Annotated in this window: 15 protein-coding genes and 4 pseudogenes; 6 read left to right on the top strand and 13 right to left on the bottom strand. The window is 72.8% G+C overall.

The window, feature by feature from the left end; all coding sequences use genetic code 11:
• Positions 1 to 122 precede the first annotated feature (122 nt).
• Positions 123 to 1,490 carry a S1 family peptidase gene (locus ACIQ8B_RS19730; protein ID WP_403548312.1) on the top strand — a complete coding sequence of 456 codons (1,368 nt, stop codon included), beginning with the start codon at positions 123 to 125 and terminating at the stop codon, positions 1,488 to 1,490.
• 53 nt (positions 1,491 to 1,543) lie between these two features.
• Here ACIQ8B_RS19730 and ACIQ8B_RS19725 read toward each other — a convergent pair whose 3' ends face one another.
• From ACIQ8B_RS19725 to ACIQ8B_RS19700, 6 genes are all read right to left on the bottom strand, one after another.
• Positions 1,544 to 1,729, bottom strand: coding sequence for a hypothetical protein (locus ACIQ8B_RS19725; RefSeq protein ID WP_106411074.1), 186 nt, complete (start codon positions 1,727 to 1,729; stop codon positions 1,544 to 1,546).
• 154 nt (positions 1,730 to 1,883) lie between these two features.
• A complete protein-coding gene (locus ACIQ8B_RS19720; protein WP_290003263.1) occupies positions 1,884 to 2,579 on the bottom strand; it encodes a L,D-transpeptidase family protein in 696 nt (231 codons plus the stop codon).
• 136 nt (positions 2,580 to 2,715) lie between these two features.
• Positions 2,716 to 3,543, bottom strand: coding sequence for an SDR family NAD(P)-dependent oxidoreductase (locus ACIQ8B_RS19715; protein ID WP_403548309.1), 828 nt, complete (start codon positions 3,541 to 3,543; stop codon positions 2,716 to 2,718).
• Positions 3,544 to 3,611: 68 nt separating this feature from the next.
• Complete coding sequence (locus tag ACIQ8B_RS19710; protein WP_290003259.1) at positions 3,612 to 4,526, bottom strand: SDR family oxidoreductase; 915 nt, start codon at positions 4,524 to 4,526, stop codon at positions 3,612 to 3,614.
• Positions 4,527 to 4,681: 155 nt separating this feature from the next.
• Complete coding sequence (locus ACIQ8B_RS19705; RefSeq protein ID WP_290003256.1) at positions 4,682 to 5,311, bottom strand: MBL fold metallo-hydrolase; 630 nt, start codon at positions 5,309 to 5,311, stop codon at positions 4,682 to 4,684.
• Complete coding sequence (locus ACIQ8B_RS19700) at positions 5,311 to 6,396, bottom strand: S-(hydroxymethyl)mycothiol dehydrogenase (RefSeq protein ID WP_290003255.1); 1,086 nt, start codon at positions 6,394 to 6,396, stop codon at positions 5,311 to 5,313. Before ACIQ8B_RS19700 ends, ACIQ8B_RS19705 begins: the two co-directional genes overlap by 1 nt.
• A 133-nt stretch (positions 6,397 to 6,529) precedes the next feature.
• On the opposite strand from ACIQ8B_RS19700, the gene ACIQ8B_RS19695 reads away from it, so the two are divergent.
• Positions 6,530 to 8,284 (top strand): ABC transporter ATP-binding protein, encoded by a 1,755-nt coding sequence (locus ACIQ8B_RS19695; RefSeq protein WP_403548306.1) that lies wholly within the window; start codon positions 6,530 to 6,532, stop codon positions 8,282 to 8,284.
• 153 nt (positions 8,285 to 8,437) lie between these two features.
• Here the strand turns inward: ACIQ8B_RS19695 and ACIQ8B_RS19690 are convergent, their stop codons facing one another.
• Entirely contained in the window at positions 8,438 to 8,974 is a 537-nt protein-coding gene (locus ACIQ8B_RS19690) for a DUF4240 domain-containing protein (protein ID WP_403548304.1), read from the bottom strand.
• 155 nt (positions 8,975 to 9,129) lie between these two features.
• Here ACIQ8B_RS19690 and ACIQ8B_RS19685 point away from each other — a divergent pair, with 155 nt between their 5' ends.
• Complete coding sequence (locus ACIQ8B_RS19685; protein ID WP_290003250.1) at positions 9,130 to 9,495, top strand: nuclear transport factor 2 family protein; 366 nt, start codon at positions 9,130 to 9,132, stop codon at positions 9,493 to 9,495.
• Here ACIQ8B_RS19685 and ACIQ8B_RS19680 read toward each other — a convergent pair.
• The 3 genes and pseudogenes from ACIQ8B_RS19680 to ACIQ8B_RS19670 all read right to left on the bottom strand — a co-directional run bounded on the left by ACIQ8B_RS19680 (position 9,458) and on the right by ACIQ8B_RS19670 (position 10,382).
• Positions 9,458 to 9,655, bottom strand: a complete 198-nt coding sequence (locus ACIQ8B_RS19680; protein WP_403548302.1) for a hypothetical protein — start codon at positions 9,653 to 9,655, stop codon at positions 9,458 to 9,460. The genes ACIQ8B_RS19685 and ACIQ8B_RS19680 overlap by 38 nt on opposite strands.
• Before the next feature lie 133 nt (positions 9,656 to 9,788).
• Positions 9,789 to 9,932, bottom strand: a pseudogene (locus tag ACIQ8B_RS19675) (LysR substrate-binding domain-containing protein); the annotation flags it as partial.
• A gap of 54 nt (positions 9,933 to 9,986) precedes the next feature.
• Positions 9,987 to 10,382 carry a LysR family transcriptional regulator gene (locus ACIQ8B_RS19670; RefSeq protein WP_403548300.1) on the bottom strand — a complete coding sequence of 132 codons (396 nt, stop codon included), beginning with the start codon at positions 10,380 to 10,382 and terminating at the stop codon, positions 9,987 to 9,989.
• A 240-nt stretch (positions 10,383 to 10,622) separates the two neighbouring features.
• On the opposite strand from ACIQ8B_RS19670, the pseudogene ACIQ8B_RS19665 reads away from it, so the two are divergent.
• Both ACIQ8B_RS19665 and ACIQ8B_RS19660 read left to right on the top strand, forming a co-directional pair.
• Positions 10,623 to 10,883: pseudogene (locus ACIQ8B_RS19665) on the top strand (alcohol dehydrogenase catalytic domain-containing protein); the annotation flags it as partial.
• A 71-nt stretch (positions 10,884 to 10,954) separates the two neighbouring features.
• Positions 10,955 to 11,050, top strand: a pseudogene (locus ACIQ8B_RS19660) (nuclear transport factor 2 family protein); the annotation flags it as partial.
• A 196-nt stretch (positions 11,051 to 11,246) separates the two neighbouring features.
• Here the strand turns inward: ACIQ8B_RS19660 and ACIQ8B_RS19655 are convergent.
• Positions 11,247 to 11,885: pseudogene (locus tag ACIQ8B_RS19655) on the bottom strand (TetR/AcrR family transcriptional regulator); the annotation flags it as partial.
• A gap of 172 nt (positions 11,886 to 12,057) precedes the next feature.
• Here ACIQ8B_RS19655 and ACIQ8B_RS19650 point away from each other — a divergent pair.
• Positions 12,058 to 13,314 carry a YncE family protein gene (locus tag ACIQ8B_RS19650; protein WP_403548298.1) on the top strand — a complete coding sequence of 419 codons (1,257 nt, stop codon included), beginning with the start codon at positions 12,058 to 12,060 and terminating at the stop codon, positions 13,312 to 13,314.
• A 208-nt stretch (positions 13,315 to 13,522) separates the two neighbouring features.
• Here the strand turns inward: ACIQ8B_RS19650 and ACIQ8B_RS19645 are convergent, their stop codons facing one another.
• Together ACIQ8B_RS19645 and ACIQ8B_RS19640 are read right to left on the bottom strand one after the other, a co-directional pair.
• Positions 13,523 to 14,107 carry a GNAT family N-acetyltransferase gene (locus ACIQ8B_RS19645; protein WP_403548296.1) on the bottom strand — a complete coding sequence of 195 codons (585 nt, stop codon included), beginning with the start codon at positions 14,105 to 14,107 and terminating at the stop codon, positions 13,523 to 13,525.
• A gap of 102 nt (positions 14,108 to 14,209) precedes the next feature.
• The gene (locus ACIQ8B_RS19640) at positions 14,210 to 14,413 is read right to left on the bottom strand and encodes an MbtH family NRPS accessory protein (protein WP_043505857.1); all 204 of its coding nucleotides are present in this window, start codon (positions 14,411 to 14,413) and stop codon (positions 14,210 to 14,212) included.
• Between the last annotated feature and the right edge of the window lie 9 nt (positions 14,414 to 14,422).

Raw genomic sequence — 14,422 nt, 5'->3', positions numbered from 1 at the left:
GAACACGGTCGCGCCCGCGCTGAACACGGCGGGCTCCGGGGCCGTATGGACAAGGGGCGCCCGGCTCGAGGGAGGCCCCCGCGGTGCGCGCACCGCGCTGTCGAGGTTCTGGAGCCATGCACATGAGGCACGCACGACGACGGGTGGTCCGGCGAGTGACACGGCTGGCGGCCGTCGGCGGACTCCTGCTGGGCGGCACGATGGTCACGCACGCCGTGGCGAGTGAGCCCGGCACGCCCGGTGCCGTCCCGTTCTCCACCGCCTCCCCCGCGGACAAGGCCCCGGCGGGGCCGGGCGCCGCCCTGGTCCGGCGTCTCGGCACGTCCCGCACGGCGGGCACCTGGGTGGGTTCCGACGGCCGGACGGTGGTCGCGGTGACCGACGCGGAGGCGGCGGCCGAGGTGCGGGCGGCGGGCGCCGAGCCGAAGCTGGTGCGGCACAGCATGGACGACTTCGACTCCGCGACCAAGACGCTGGGTTCGGCGCCGCGGGTGCCCGGCACGGCGTGGCTGAAGGACTACCGGTCGAACCAGGTGGTGGTGCGCGGGGACAGCACGGTGTCCGCGGACGACTGGTCGGCGCTGACCGACGTGGCCGACGGCATCGGCGACTTCGTCCGCACGGAGCGGGTCGGGGGCGCCTTCACCACCCGCCTCAACGGAGGGCTGCCCGTGCTGTCGACGGCCGGCCGCTGCTCGGCCGGGTTCAACGTCACCGACGGGGAGCGGGAGTTCATCCTCACGGCCGGGCACTGCGGGCCACAGGGGTCGGTGTGGTTCTCCGGCGACGGGGACCGGCAGAAGGTCGGCACCACCGTCGGCGGCAGCTTCCCGGGCGACGACTACTCGCTGATCGCGTACGAGGGCGGCCGGGCGGGTGGGAACGCCGGGGTGGTCGCGGTGGGCGGCGGCAAGGGCGTGCGGATCACCGGGGTGGCCGACCCTGCGGTGGGGCAGCGGATCTTCCGCAGCGGCAGCACCAGCGGGCTGCGCGACGGGGAGGTGACCGCGCTCGACGTGACGGTGAACTACCCGGAGGGGACGGTCGGCGGGCTGATCGAGTCGGACGTGTGCGCGGAACCCGGGGACAGCGGCGGGCCGATGTTCTCCGAGGGGATCGCGCTCGGCGTCACCTCCGGAGGCAGCGGCGACTGCCGCTCGGGCGGCACGACGTACTTCCAGCCGGTGACGAAGGCGCTGGCGGACCTGGACCTGAAGCTGATCGTGGTGCCCGGGGCGGACGGCGAGGGCCCGGCGCCGTCGCAGGGCGTGGCGGCGCCGGACGCGGCCGGACCGGGGTCGTCGGCGCCGGTGCGGGGCATCCTGCCGGACCCGTCGACGCTGGTGTCGCGGCTGGCCGACCCGCGGAACGTGGGCCCGGGGCTGCTGGTGACGGGCGGAAGCCTGGTGGCGCTGGTGGCGTCGCGGTGGATCAGGGCCGAGCAGGACCGCAAGGCGTACCGGCGGCAGTACTCGGCGACCTGGGGGTGAGCGTGAAGGGCACCCGTGCGCCCACGGGTGCCCGATCGTGATGCCGAGGCCGGTCAGGCGGCCTTGGCCGCCGGAGGAAGGGCCGAGGCCCACTCCTGGACCAGGCGCTGGTACTCCTCGCGCTGTTCGACGCTGAGTGTCCCGCCCGACCGGAGCCACAGGGCCCGGATCTCCTCGTTGACCTCGGCAGCCGATCGCTCGGAGGTAGGTTCAACAGTGGTGGACATACCGTGAAGCATACGTCCCCCGAGGTGAAGACGCCGTGAGTGATCGCACACTTATCGGACAATTCGGACAGTGTCGCTGATCACGTCCATCTCCCGTGCAAGGTGGGCGAGTTCACACCGGCAGGACGCGGGAGCGCCCGGCCCGCGGGCCGGGCGCCGAGGGGCGTCAGGTGCCCGGCTTGCGGCCGTACACGTAGACGTCGTCGCCCTTCTTCAGCAGCGACCAGTACTTCTTGGCCGTGGTCGTGGTCATGTTGACGCACCCGTGGGAACCGGGCGGGTTCCACATGCTGACGCCGGCGGAGTGGAAGGCCTGCCCGCCGTCGAAGAACTGGCTGTAGGGCATGGGCACGTCGTAGATGGTCGAGACGTGGTTCTTGTTCCGCCAGTAGACCTTCTTCAGACCGGTACGGGTCTCGTGGCCGTCACGCCCGGTGCGGACCGGGACCGGGCCGTACACGAGCTTCTTGCCGTCCTGGATCCAGCTCAGCTGGAGGGTGAGGTTGACGCAGGCGATGCGCCCCTTGTTGGTGGGGCACGCGCCTGCCTTGTTCGGGTTCTTCCCGACGGCCTTCTGCTTGTTCATCAGGTTCATCACGCCCCAGGTCACGGGGCCGGCGTACCCGATGTTGGGCCTGATGCCGTGCTTGTTCTGGAAAGCCCGGACGGCCTTGCAGTCGGCGGCGGACTGCTTGCCGTCGACCGGGCGGCCGAGGAACTTCTCCACCTTCTTCTGGTACGGCCCCGCCGACTTGGTGCAACTGGCGGCCTGGGCCGGCGTCGCACCGAGCGCGAGGGTGAGCGGAGCCACCAGAGCGGTGACCCCCAGGGCGACGACACCCCGTCTGCGCATCTCCCCCATGAGCTGTTCTGCCTTTCCCGAGGAAACGTGCGCCGGCTCGCGCACTCTGCCAGGTAGACGGCGGAGGGGGGCATTCGGTTGTACCCGCGACCGGACCGTTGTGTCCGTCACGCCGGGTGCCTCGGCGTGAACCGGGTCACGCGGGGTCCCCGGGGTGCGGGGTCCGTCGTCTTCCGGTGTGGTCCGCCGCCCGGTGGAAGCCGTGGTTGACGGCCGTGATGCCGCCGTCGACGACCAGGGTGGTGCCGGTGATCCAGGAGGCGTCGCGGGAGGCGAGGAAGGCGACGGCCGCCGCGATGTCCTCCGGCTCGCCGACGCGGCCCAGGGGGTAGAGCTCCGAGATCGCCGCCAGGTCGTCGGACCGGCCGGCCCAGGCGCGGGTGCGGACCGTGCCGGGCGCCACGAGGTTGACCCGGACGCCGCGGGGTCCCGCGTGGCCGGCGAGGGTCCGGGTGAGGGAGATCAGACCCGCCTTGGCGGCGCTGTAGGCGTGGTTGCCGAAGTCCTGGAGCCCGTTGACCGAGCCGATGGTGACGATCGCGCCCCGGCCGGAGGCCTCCAGGTGCTCCAGGGCGGCGCGGCAGCAGCGGTAGGCGCCGGTGAGGGTGACGTCCAGGTCCGCGGCCCACTCCTCCTCCGGCTCGTCCTCGAAGCGGTGCGCGTCCGGGGTGCAGTGCGCGGCGTTGTTCACCAGTACGTCGAGCGAGCCGAAGGCGCGTACGGCGTGGGCCACCGCCGCCTCGACCGACGCCTGGCCGGTCACGTCGCAGGCGACGGCCCGGACCGTGAGTCCGCGGTCGCGCAGCTCCGCCGCCGTGCGCTCCCCCGCCTCCGGGTCGGCGTCCGCGATCAGGACGCGCGCGCCCTCCTCGGCGAACCGTGTCGCGGTGGCGGCGCCGATGCCGCGTGCCGCCCCGGTGATGAGAACCCCGTACCCCGCGAAGCGCCCTGTGTCCGTCGTCATGGAGGGACGGTAGCCGCTCGGACGATCACCGCCGCAAGTCCTTTTCCGACCTGCCGGCGCCGGGAGGGTCAGCGGTAGCCGGTCACGTCGGCCGGCCTGCCCGCGTCCTGCACCTCGACCAGGTAGCGCCAGGCGTCGGGGCGGCTGCCGTCGAGGTCGGTGAAGCCGTACTCCTGGGCGAGACCGCCGCTGGACAGGGAGGCGCCGTTGAAGCGGGAGACGTCGGGGTCGGCGGCGAGCGCGGCGACGGCGCGGCCCACGTAGCGCGGTGTCTCGGAGATGGCGAAGTGCGGCACCTTGTCGAGCGCGTCGCGCCAGTCGTCCTCCCGCACCCCGAAGTGGTCGAGCATGATCTCGGAGCGCAGCCAGCCGGGGGTGAGGGCGACGGCGGTGGCACCGCGCGGGCCGAGTTCGTGGCCCAGGGCGAACGCCATGCGCAGCACCGAGGACTTGGCGAGGTCGTAGAAGAAGGAGACCCGGTAGTGGTCGCGGTTGTACGCGGCGGTGCCGTCGGTGACCTCGACGACCAGGCCGCCGGGGCGGCGCAGCAGCAGCGGCAGGGCGTGGTGACTGGTGATCGCGTGGGTCTCCACCGCGAGGCGCAGCAGCCGCAGTCCCTTGTCGAGGTCGTGCTCCCAGACGGGGGCGTCCCAGTCGAAGAGCGTCTCGCCGCCCCAGATGTCGTTGACGAGGACGTCGAGACGGCCCTGTTCGGCGGCGATCCGGTCGACGAGCGCCTTCACCTGTGCCGGTTCGAGGTGGTCGGTGGGGACGGCGATGCCCCGGCCGCCCGCCTCGGTGACCAGGTCGGCGGTGTCCTCGATCGTCTCGGGCCGGTCGTACTCGGAGCGGCGGGCGCGGGTGGTGCGGCCCGTGACGTACACCGTGGCGCCCGCCGCGCCGAGTTCCACGGCGATGCCCCGTCCGGCTCCCCGGGTCGCCCCGGCCACCAGCGCGACCTTGTCCCTCAACCGCTCCGTCATGTACAGCCTCCTGCACTCGTGTCCGTCTGTCGACGAGAAGCGTGACGGGTAAGCCGGACATCCTCTGTCGGTTTTTCCGCGGGGTCACCCGCGTCTTCGGCGGGTTCACCCGCACGCGCCCGGACGCGGCGGCGTCCGGGCGCGTGCCGTCCCGCTCAGTGGCCCCGGGCGATCCACTCGTCCAGGTGCGGGGCCTCGGCGCCGATGGTGGTCGGATCGCCGTGCCCGGTGAGGACCTTGGTCTCCGGCGGCAGGGTGAGCAGCCGGTCCCGGATGGAGTCGATGATCGTCGGGAAGTGCGAGAAGGAACGGCCGGTGGCGCCGGGGCCGCCCTGGAAGAGGGTGTCGCCCGTGAACACGGTCGCCAGCCCCGGGTCGTGGAGGCAGACCGCGCCCGGCGCGTGGCCCGGGGTGTGCAGCACGGTGAGGTCGGCGCCGCCGGCCTCGATGACCTGTCCGTCGGCCAGCCAGGCGTCGGGGTCGCGGTCCGGGTGGGTCTGCTTCCACAGCTGCAGGTCGTCGGGGTGCAGCCAGATCGTGGCTCCGGTGCGCTCGGCGAGGGCGGGCGCGGCGTCGATGTGGTCGTTGTGGGCGTGGGTGCACACGATGGCGGTCAGGCGCCGGTCGCCCACCGCCTCGGCGATGGCGTCGGCGTCGTGGGCCGCGTCGATGACGACGGCCTCGTGGTCGTCGCCCACGATCCACACGTTGTTGTCGACGTCCCAGGTGCCGCCGTCGAGGCGGAACTGGCCGGAGGTGACGAGTCGTTCGATGCGGGCGGCCATCACAGCACCACCACCGAGCGCAGCACGTCGCCGTGGTGCATCCGCTCGAACGCCTTTTCCACCTCGTCCAGGGCGATGGTCTCGGTGACGAACGCGCCCAGGTCCAGGCGGCCCTGGAGGTGCAGGTCGATCAGCATCGGGAAGTCCCGGGACGGCAGACAGTCGCCGTACCAGGAGGACTTGAGGGAGCCGCCACGGCCGAAGACGTCCGCCAGGGGCAGTTCGATCTTCATCTCCGGGGTGGGCACGCCGACCAGGACGACCGTGCCCGCCAGGTCGCGGGCGTAGAAGGCCTGCCGGTAGGTCTCGGGGCGGCCGACGGCCTCGATGACGACGTCGGCGCCGAAACCGCCGGTGAGCTCGCGGATCGCCTCGACGGGGTCCTTCTGCCGCGAGTTGACCGTGTGGGTGGCGCCCATGGAGCGCGCCTTGTCCAGCTTGCGGTCGTCGATGTCGACGGCGATGATCTTCGCCGCGCCGGCCAGCCGGGAGCCGGCGATGGCCGCGTCGCCGACGCCGCCGCAGCCGATGACGGCGACCGAGTCGCCGCGGCCCACGTCGCCGGTGTTGATCGCGGCGCCGATGCCGGCCATCACGCCGCAGCCGAGCAGCCCGGCGACCTGCGGCGCGACGGCCGGGTCGACCTTGGTGCACTGTCCGGCGGCGACCAGGGTCTTCTCGGCGAAGGCGCCGATGCCCAGCGCCGGGGTGAGCTCGGTGCCGTCGGTCAGCGTCATCTTCTGCCGCGCGTTGTGCGTGTCGAAGCAGTACCAGGGGCGTCCGCGCAGGCAGGCACGGCAACTTCCGCACACGGCCCGCCAGTTGAGGATCACGAAGTCGCCGGGCCGCACGTCGGTGACGTCGTCGCCCACCGACTCGACGACACCCGCGGCCTCGTGGCCGAGGAGGAAGGGGAAGTCGTCGTTGATGCCGCCCTGTTTGTAGTGCAGGTCCGTGTGGCACACCCCGCATGCCTGGACGCGCACGACCGCCTCGCCGGGTCCCGGGTCGGGTACGACGACCGTCTCGATCCGTACCGGCTCGTCCTTGCCGGGTGCGATCACGCCGCGTACTTCCTGGGCCATGGTGCTGACTCCTTCATCGGCCGGGTCCGTCTCCCCCGACCCTACGCGGGAATGATCGGCTGTGCCGCCCACCGTGCGGTGCGCCTGCCCGGGCGACGTAGCCTGAACATCCGTCCGACGCCGAGGGGGGCTCGTGAGCATTGCCGGGGACCGGTCAGGACCGCCGGCCTGGCGGCTGCTGCTGTCGTACGTACGGCCGCACCGGTGGGCGCTGCTGGGCGGCGCCGTGCTGTCGCTGGTGACCGGCGCGACGGGGCTGGCGCTGCCGCTGGTGGCCCGGGAACTGATCGACGACCTCGCGGCGGACCGGGCCGTCACCGGGGCGCTGCTGCTGATGTCGGCGCTGGTGACCGCCAACGCGGTGCTGGGCGCGGTGGGGTCGTACGTGCTGCGGCGCACGGCGGAGTCGGTGGTGCTCGGGGCGCGGCGCACGCTGTCGTCGTACCTGCTGCGGCTGCGGATCGCCGCCGTGGACCGGGCCGAGCCGGGTGATCTGATGGCCCGCGTCACCTCCGACACCACGCTGCTGCGGGAGGTGACCACCGACTCGCTGATCGGGCTGGGCACGGGCGGCCTCACCCTGATCGCCACCGTGGTGCTGATGGGCTACGTGGAGCCGGTGCTGCTGGCGGTCACGCTGGGGGTGATCGCGCTGGCGGGGGCGATGCTCGGGGTGATCGTGCCGCGGATCCGGCGGGCGTCCCGGCAGGCGCAGGACGCGGTGGGCGTGATGGGGGCCTCGCTGGAGCGGGTGCTGGGCGCGCTGCGCACGGTGAAGGCGTCCGGCGCCGAGCCCCGGGAGGAGCGGACGCTGCACGACGCGGCGCGCGCGTCGTGGCGGATGAGCGTGCGGGCCGCCAAGTGGTCGGCCGCGGCGGGCAACACGGCGGGACTCGCGATGCAGCTCGCGTTCATCACGGTGCTGGCGGTGGGCGGCGCGCGGGTGGCGACCGGCGCCATCGACATCGGGACGCTGGTGGCGTTCCTGCTGTTCGTGTTCTACCTCATGGCGCCGATCTCGCAGGTCGTCGGCGCGGTCACGCAGTACCAGGCGGGCAGCGCGGCGCTCGCCCGGATCCAGGAGGCGCTGCGGCTGCCCGCCGAACCGGCCGCGCCGCCCGCCGCGTTGCCGTCGCCCGGCGCCGCCCCGGCGGCCGTCGCCTTCGAGGAGGTGCGGTTCCGCTACGCCGACGACCTGCCGTACGTCCACCACGGGGTGACGTTCACCGTGCCCGCGCGGGGCCTGACCGCGTTCGTCGGCCCGTCGGGCGCGGGCAAGACGACGGTGTTCTCCCTCATCGAGCGGTTCTACGACCCCGAGTCCGGCGTGATCACCGTCGACGGCCGGGACCTCACCGACTGGGACCTGCCGGAGCTGCGGGCGGCGATCGGGTACGTCGAGCAGGACGCGCCGGTGCTGTCGGGTTCCCTGCGGGACAACCTGCTGCTGGGCAACCCCGGCGCGGACGAGGAGACGCTGACCCGTGTGCTCGCCACGACCCGGCTGGACGGGTTGGTCGCCCGGCTGCCGGACGGGCTCGGCACCCTCGTCGGCCACCGCGGCACCAAGCTGTCCGGCGGCGAGCGGCAGCGGGTCGCCATCGCCCGCGCCCTGCTCCGCCGCCCCCGCCTGCTGCTGCTCGACGAGGCGACCTCCCAGCTCGACGCGGTCAACGAGGCGGCGCTGCGGGACACCGTGGCGGACGTCGCGCGTACGACGACGGTCCTGGTGGTCGCCCACCGCCTGTCCACGGTGACGGCGGCCGACCGCATCGTGGTGATGGACGCGGGACGCGTGCGGGCGGTCGGCACCCACCGGGAGCTGGTCGCCTCGGACCCGTTGTACGGGGAGCTGGCCGCTACGCAGTTCTTGGCCACGGCGGGGTGAAACGGGCCGGGGACGCGGGGCTGGTCCCCCGCCTGCCCCGAGGACGCCCTCCGCGGGCAGGCGCCCCCGGGCCCGGGGTCCGTGCGCGGCCGCCGGTCGGCGCCTCCTCGCCGGGAACCTCCGCCCCGTCGCTCAGCGAGCGCGCGTCTCCGCTCACTCCAGGTGGAGGGCTGCCGGGCGCGGCAGTCGGCGTGTCGTCTCGGCGTGGTCGTCGAAGTCGAAGTCCCAGGTGGGATCCAGCTCCGGATAGCGAATGGTGAACGCATCGCCGGCGAGTCGCCGGCCGGTCGCCCGGATGCGGGCGTTCCAGACGATGCTCAGCACCTCCTCGCACTCGAGGCAGTGCCCGTCGGCCGCCGAGGCGCGCACGACGGGCAGGTCCGCCAGGGCGTCGGGGCGGACGACCGCGCGCCCGAAGACCTCCCGCCCCTGGGCGATCAACCAGCCACGGAAGCAGTCGAAGCCGTCGTCGGAGCATCCACCGTCGATCACGCAGGCGGCGGCCCACAGGGGGTTCGTGCAGGAGTCCGCCATCAGGTCCCACAGCACCTGCTGGGCAGCGACGGTCTCCGCGGCCGGTCGTGTCGCCGGCCGCGCGCTCGCCCGGCGGGCGACGTCCCCGGCGTCGTCCGGGTCGGGAGCCTGGTCGCGGGCCGCCTCGACGAGCTGCCGGAACTGCTGTCTGTTCATGGCGGCAGAGCATTCCGCCCGGTACTGACAACGAGCCCGTCACGCCCCCGCCGGCCAAGCGTCGCGCTTGCCCCGGCCCGTCTCGGGGAGGACGCTCGTAGGTGAGGCCCACGGGGCCTGATCCGGGCCGGGGCCTCCCGAGGAGGTGGGTCATCATGACGACCCGGGCACAGCCCGTGTTCGGTGCCGACACCCTGCGCCGGGGCATCGAGGCGGACACGCCGGACATGCTGAAGTCGCTGTACGCGGACGACGCCGAGCTGCGCGTCGTGGACCACGTCAGCGGGCCGAGCCGCCCGAAGGTGCTGCACGGCAAGGACGAGATCGCCGCGATGCTGGACGACGTCTACAGCCGCGACATGACGCACGCGCTGGAAGCGTGCGTCGTGCAGGGCGATCACGCCGCCTACTGCGAGAGCTGCCGTTACCCGGACGGTGTGCGGGTGCTCTCGGAGTCGATGCTGACGTTGCGCGACGGCAAGATCACGGGGCAGGTGTTGATCCAGGCGTGGGACGAGTGACACCGGAGGCCGTCGCCCGCGTCGCGTCCACGAAGGTGTCGACGAGCGGGGACGGGCGGTTGCCGTCCCAGGCGAGCGCGACCGTGCCGGGCGCCACGTCGGTGACCGGCAGGTAAGCGATGTCGGGGCGCGGGAACACCGCCGCGGCCGACTCGGGCACCAGCACCGTCCCGCTGCCGGCCCGGACGTACGCCAGGATCTCCTCCAGTCGTGGACGTCCGGGCCGTGCCGCCAGGGGGCGCCGTCGGGGCGGGGTCGGCGTTCCGCACGGCGGACCACGCCGGGGAGGCGCCCGCGTACCGCAGCAGAGGTTCGTCGGCGAGGGCGCGCAGCCCGACCGCGTCCTCGCCGGCCAGGGGGTGCCGGACGGGCAGCACCGCGCAGATCCCCTCCCGGTACAGCGGCAGCACGCGCAGCCGCTCCGCGTCGACCGGCAGGCGGACGAAGCCGACGTCGGCGGTGCCGTCGAGCAGGGCGGCGGACCGGCTCCATCAGCGCAGCCGGACCAGTTCGACGCGCACCTGCGGCTCCCGCGCGGAGAAGGCGTGCAGCGGCGCGGTGATGCCGGAGCTCAGCATGAAGCCGACCTTGAGCACGCCCTCCCCCGCCGCGATCCGCCGGACCCGGGTCCGCGCGGCGCGGGCGGCGGCCAGCAGGTTCCGGGAGTCCTGGAGGAACTGCTCGCCCGCGGGCGTGAGGGCGGCCTCGCGGCTGTCGCGGCGGAACAGGGTCACGCCGAGGTCGTGCTCCAGCTGCTGGATCTGCCGGGACAGGGCGGGCCGGGTGACGTGCAGGGCGGCCGCGGCCTGCCCGAAGTGCAGGCGCTCGGCGACGGCGACGAAGGAGCGCAGCCGGCGCAGGTCCGGATCCGTCCGCCCGCCGTCCATGCCGCCCTCTTCCCTGCTGCCTGCACCGACGCACTGACGTCATCGTAGGCGCCGAAGGAAGCATTGGACCTCCGGGAAACCCCAGGTCACGCTGGTTACGTACCGCGGGCGGCGTCGATCCTCCGCCCGCCTCTCCCCCTCTTCCGGAGTGTTCGTCATGATGCGCGCCGCCGTCGCCGTCGGGGCCGACGCCCCGCTCGCCCTCCAGGACCGGAGGTCCCCGAGCCGGGCCCGGGTGAGGTGCTCGTGAAGGTCACCGCGTGCGGGGTCTGCTTCACCGGCCTGAACCTGCTGCGCGGCCACTGTCCGTTCGCCCGCTTCCCGGTCGTGCCGGGCCACGAGATCACCGGCGTGGTCGCGGCCACCGGCCCCGGCGTCACCTTCGCGGAGGCCGGGACGGCCGTGGGCGGGCAGTTCCTGTACGACTCGTGCGGTCACTGCGACCACTGCGTCCGCGGTGACCAGGTTCTCTGCCCCGGCAAGGTGATCACCGGCATCGTCGCCGACGGCGGACACGCCCCGTACGTGCTGCTCAAGACCGGGTTCGTCACCCTGCTTCCGCAGGGGCTCGACCCGATGGCCCCCGGCTCGCCGGGACCGACGTCGTCCACCTGCGGCGGGGGCTGATCGACCAGATGATCGTCTTCGCGGGGGACCTCACGCCGACGGGTCGACGCTTCGCCGACCTGTCCGCGCCGGTGCGCCCGGGGGGTTCGGCGGGTTCGGCGCGCCCACCGCAGTCGGCGTCCGCGGCGTTTCCGCCTCCGGTGTCTCCGGCCTCCCCGGTGTCTCCGGCCTCCCCGGTGTCTCCGGCGTCCCCGGTGTCTCCGGCGTCTCCGGCATCTCCGGCATCTCCGGCATCTCCGGCGGACGGAGAATCGCCAGGAGCTGGCGGACCAGTTCGTCGACGACCTCGTCGAGGGTGGCCTCGACCCATCCCGCGTTCCAGTCGTGCAGCAGTCCGTTGACGCTGCCGATGAAGCCGGTCGCGGCGAGGCGGTGGTCGCGGGGTGCGGCCTCGCCGCGGGCGACGGCGGCGGCCGCTTCGGCACAGATCAGGTCGACCCAGCGGGCGCGGCGGGCCAGCCGCTGTTCCTCCAGGCGCGGGCTCACCCCGATGATCTCGGCGAAGGCGATGCGGATGCGGCGCGGGTCGCGGGTGGCGTCGGCCGCGTAGGCGCGGAAAATGGCGGCGGCGCGCTCGGCGAGCGGGGCGTCCGCCGTCCCGGCCGCCGCGGCGAGGACGGCCGCCTCGGCCCAGTCGTTGACCTGGAGGTGCAGTGCGGCGAGGACGTCCTCCAGGGTGCGGAACTCCTCGTAGAACTGGCGGGTGGACAGTCCGGCGGCCTCGCTGAGGGCGGCGACGGTGGTGTTCCGGTAGCCGGGCCCGCCGCCGAAGAGTTCGAGGGCCGCGTCGAGGAAGCGGCGGCGCCGCTCGGCCCTCCGCTCCTCGGCGGACTTCCCGGCGTACCGGCCGCTCGGTGCGCTCAGTCTGTCCGCCACCCGGTCTCCTCTCCCCGCGCCCGGCAATGTTGTCGTGTCCGCGGTCTTGTGGAGAACCCCTGACCGTCCCTACTTTTCAGTAAGTTCAATCTGAAAGCGCGCCTGTTCAGATTCCCCCCCCTCCGTTTGACATGTCCAGATCATGACCCCCCACCCGCAGAGGAGACCCGCCGTGCCGATCCGCAGCAGGCATCTGTGCACCCTCGCCGCCGCCGTCGCCCTGACCCTCACCGCCCCCGGAGCCGTCGCGAGCGCCGCCGGCCCGGCCGCGCCCTCCGACGGGCTGCGGGAGGTGCTGTTCGTGGGCAACAACTGGGACGGCACCGCCGACGTCATCGAGTCCGGCGGTGACCTCGGCCGGATCGGCCGGATCAACGTGATCCCCGACAAGAACCAGCGGATGGCGGAGATCAACGCCAACCCGATCCGCTGGATCTACTTCATGGCGATCCGCAACACCGTCGGCGAGGGCCACGACCAGTTCGTCGACGACATGTACTCCACCCCGGACGGCACCTCGGTGGTCGTCTCCCGGCCCAGCTTCGCGGACGTCGTCTCCCTCGACCTGGCCACCGGACGCGTCAACTGGCGCTTCCCGGTGTCCGGTTACCGCTCCGACCACATGGCCGTGTCGCCCGACGGCACGCGCGTCGCCGTCTCCGCCTCGACGTCCAACACGGTGCACGTGCTGGACATCGAGACCGGCGAGGAGGTGGGAAAGTTCAAGACCGGCGACAAGCCGCACGAGAACGTCTTCAGCCGGGACGGCCGCTACATCTGGAACATGTCCATCGGCGAGGTGAACACCGACCTGGACGCGCCCTGGCTGGACTGGACGAAGGGCGACCGCAAGATCACGGTCGCCGACGCCCGGACGTTCGAGCAGGTCCGGGTCATCGACATGCGGGAGCGGCTGGACGCGGCGGGTTTCAAGGAGTACTCGGACGCGGTCCGCCCCGCCGCCTTCTCCCCCGACGAGTCGAAGCTGTACTTCCAGGTGTCGTTCTTCCACGGCTTCTTCGAGTACGACGTCGCCGCCGACCGGATCACCCGTGTCAAGACCCTGCCGAAGAACCCGGACACCAGCGAGGACCGCACCACCTGGGTCAACGACTCCCGTCACCACGGCATCACCATGAAGCCCGACGGCGCCAAGCTGTGCGTGGCGGGCACCATGGACGACTACGCGACCGTGGTCGACCGCGACACCTTCGAGCACGGCCCGCTGGTCACCGTCTCCAAGCCGTACTGGGCGACCGTCAGCGGCGACGGGGAGTCCTGCGTGGTCTCCGAGAGCGGCGCCGACCGGGTCACGGCGATCGACTTCGCGACCGGTGAGAAGACCGCGTCCGTCCCGGTCGGCGACCACCCGCAGCGAGTGCGGCTCGGCCATGTGCGGGAGGGCTGGACCGGACCCTCGGGCGGCTGACCCGCGCCCCACGCGGGTGGCCGATGGTCCTGAACCGCCCGTCCACCGCTCGGATCTCCTCCGGGATGTGTGAGTCCCACGGGCAGGGGTAGTCGCCACGTATCACCTCCGATGGAAGGGGGTCCGTGGAAGAGTCGCATCACTCGCAGGGCCCGGGCCGTTTCCACCGAAGCGAAGCGGCCCGGACCGTCAGCGCGGCGGCAGGTTGTCATTCCGGGTGCTGATCTGAACCGTGCGACGGCACCTCGAGGTGTCTTCCGGACGTCTGACCGTCTTGGGCGTACGCGTCCGTCGTCGAGATCACCAGCAGCTTCGTGACGGTGCCGTCGTCGCCGGTCACGTCCCGTACGTGCCGGAAGCCCAGGCGGCGGCACATGGCCAGGCTGGGGGTGTTGTCCGCGCCGACCATGCCGTAGGCCTCCTTCAGGCCCAGGTCGTCGGCGGCGTGGCGCAGCAGGCCGCGGACCACTTCGGTGCCCAGGCCCCGGCCCCAGTACGGGGGCGCGAGGGCAGCGATCAGCTCATGTCCGTCGACATTGCCTGTCTTCTTCACCTCCGCGTGTCCGACGAAGGTCTCCCCCTGCCACACCCCCCATACGTCGAACAGGCGTTGCGGGTAGACGTCGGTGAGGATGGTGCGGAACAGCGTGCGGATGTCCGCCTCGGGCACGCGTTCCTGGCCCATCCAGCGGCAGACCTCCTCGTCGCGCAGCAGCTCCACGAAGGCGTTCTCGTCCTCGGGGCGGTAGGGGCGGAACGTGAGTCGTTCGGTGTGCAGGACCGGTGTGGTCATCAGGGCTCCTCGGGACATGCGGGGAGGACGGCGGAACCGGGCCGGGGCAGGCGGCAGTGGGACGCACCCCGGCCCGGTCCTTCGTGCCTCCGCGCGAGTGCGTCAGGCTTCGGCGTTCTCCATGCGCTCCCGCAGGCTGCGGGGACGCATGTCGGTCCAGACCTCGTCGACGTAGGCGGAGCACTCCGCCTCCGTGCCCTCCTTGCCGACGGGCTGCCAGCCGGCGGGCACCTCGATGTCGACGGGCCACAGCGAGTACTGCTCCTCGTCGTTGCGCAGCACCTGGTAGCGGGTGTTCTCGTCCATGTCCGGCTG

The organism is Streptomyces sp. NPDC096105 (genome assembly GCF_044763335.1).
Taxonomy (GTDB): Bacteria; Actinomycetota; Actinomycetes; order Streptomycetales; family Streptomycetaceae; genus Streptomyces.
The sequence above is the reverse complement of the archived record's forward strand: the minus strand, read 5'-3'. Positions and strand labels throughout refer to the sequence as shown.

Bases quoted from the DNA above. Each gene is read 5' to 3' on its own strand.
- ACIQ8B_RS19730 (WP_403548312.1), top strand. From the start codon at position 123: ATGAGGCACGCACGACGACGGGTGGTCCGGCGAGTGACACGGCTGGCG.
- ACIQ8B_RS19725 (WP_106411074.1), bottom strand. From the start codon at position 1,729: ATGCTTCACGGTATGTCCACCACTGTTGAACCTACCTCCGAGCGATCG.
- ACIQ8B_RS19720 (WP_290003263.1), bottom strand. From the start codon at position 2,579: ATGGGGGAGATGCGCAGACGGGGTGTCGTCGCCCTGGGGGTCACCGCT.
- ACIQ8B_RS19715 (WP_403548309.1), bottom strand. From the start codon at position 3,543: ATGACGACGGACACAGGGCGCTTCGCGGGGTACGGGGTTCTCATCACC.
- ACIQ8B_RS19710 (WP_290003259.1), bottom strand. From the start codon at position 4,526: ATGACGGAGCGGTTGAGGGACAAGGTCGCGCTGGTGGCCGGGGCGACC.
- ACIQ8B_RS19705 (WP_290003256.1), bottom strand. From the start codon at position 5,311: ATGGCCGCCCGCATCGAACGACTCGTCACCTCCGGCCAGTTCCGCCTC.
- ACIQ8B_RS19700 (WP_290003255.1), bottom strand. From the start codon at position 6,396: ATGGCCCAGGAAGTACGCGGCGTGATCGCACCCGGCAAGGACGAGCCG.
- ACIQ8B_RS19690 (WP_403548304.1), bottom strand. From the start codon at position 8,974: ATGAACAGACAGCAGTTCCGGCAGCTCGTCGAGGCGGCCCGCGACCAG.
- ACIQ8B_RS19685 (WP_290003250.1), top strand. From the start codon at position 9,130: ATGACGACCCGGGCACAGCCCGTGTTCGGTGCCGACACCCTGCGCCGG.
- ACIQ8B_RS19670 (WP_403548300.1), bottom strand. From the start codon at position 10,382: ATGGACGGCGGGCGGACGGATCCGGACCTGCGCCGGCTGCGCTCCTTC.
- ACIQ8B_RS19645 (WP_403548296.1), bottom strand. From the start codon at position 14,107: ATGACCACACCGGTCCTGCACACCGAACGACTCACGTTCCGCCCCTAC.
- ACIQ8B_RS19640 (WP_043505857.1), bottom strand. From the start codon at position 14,413: ATGGACGAGAACACCCGCTACCAGGTGCTGCGCAACGACGAGGAGCAG.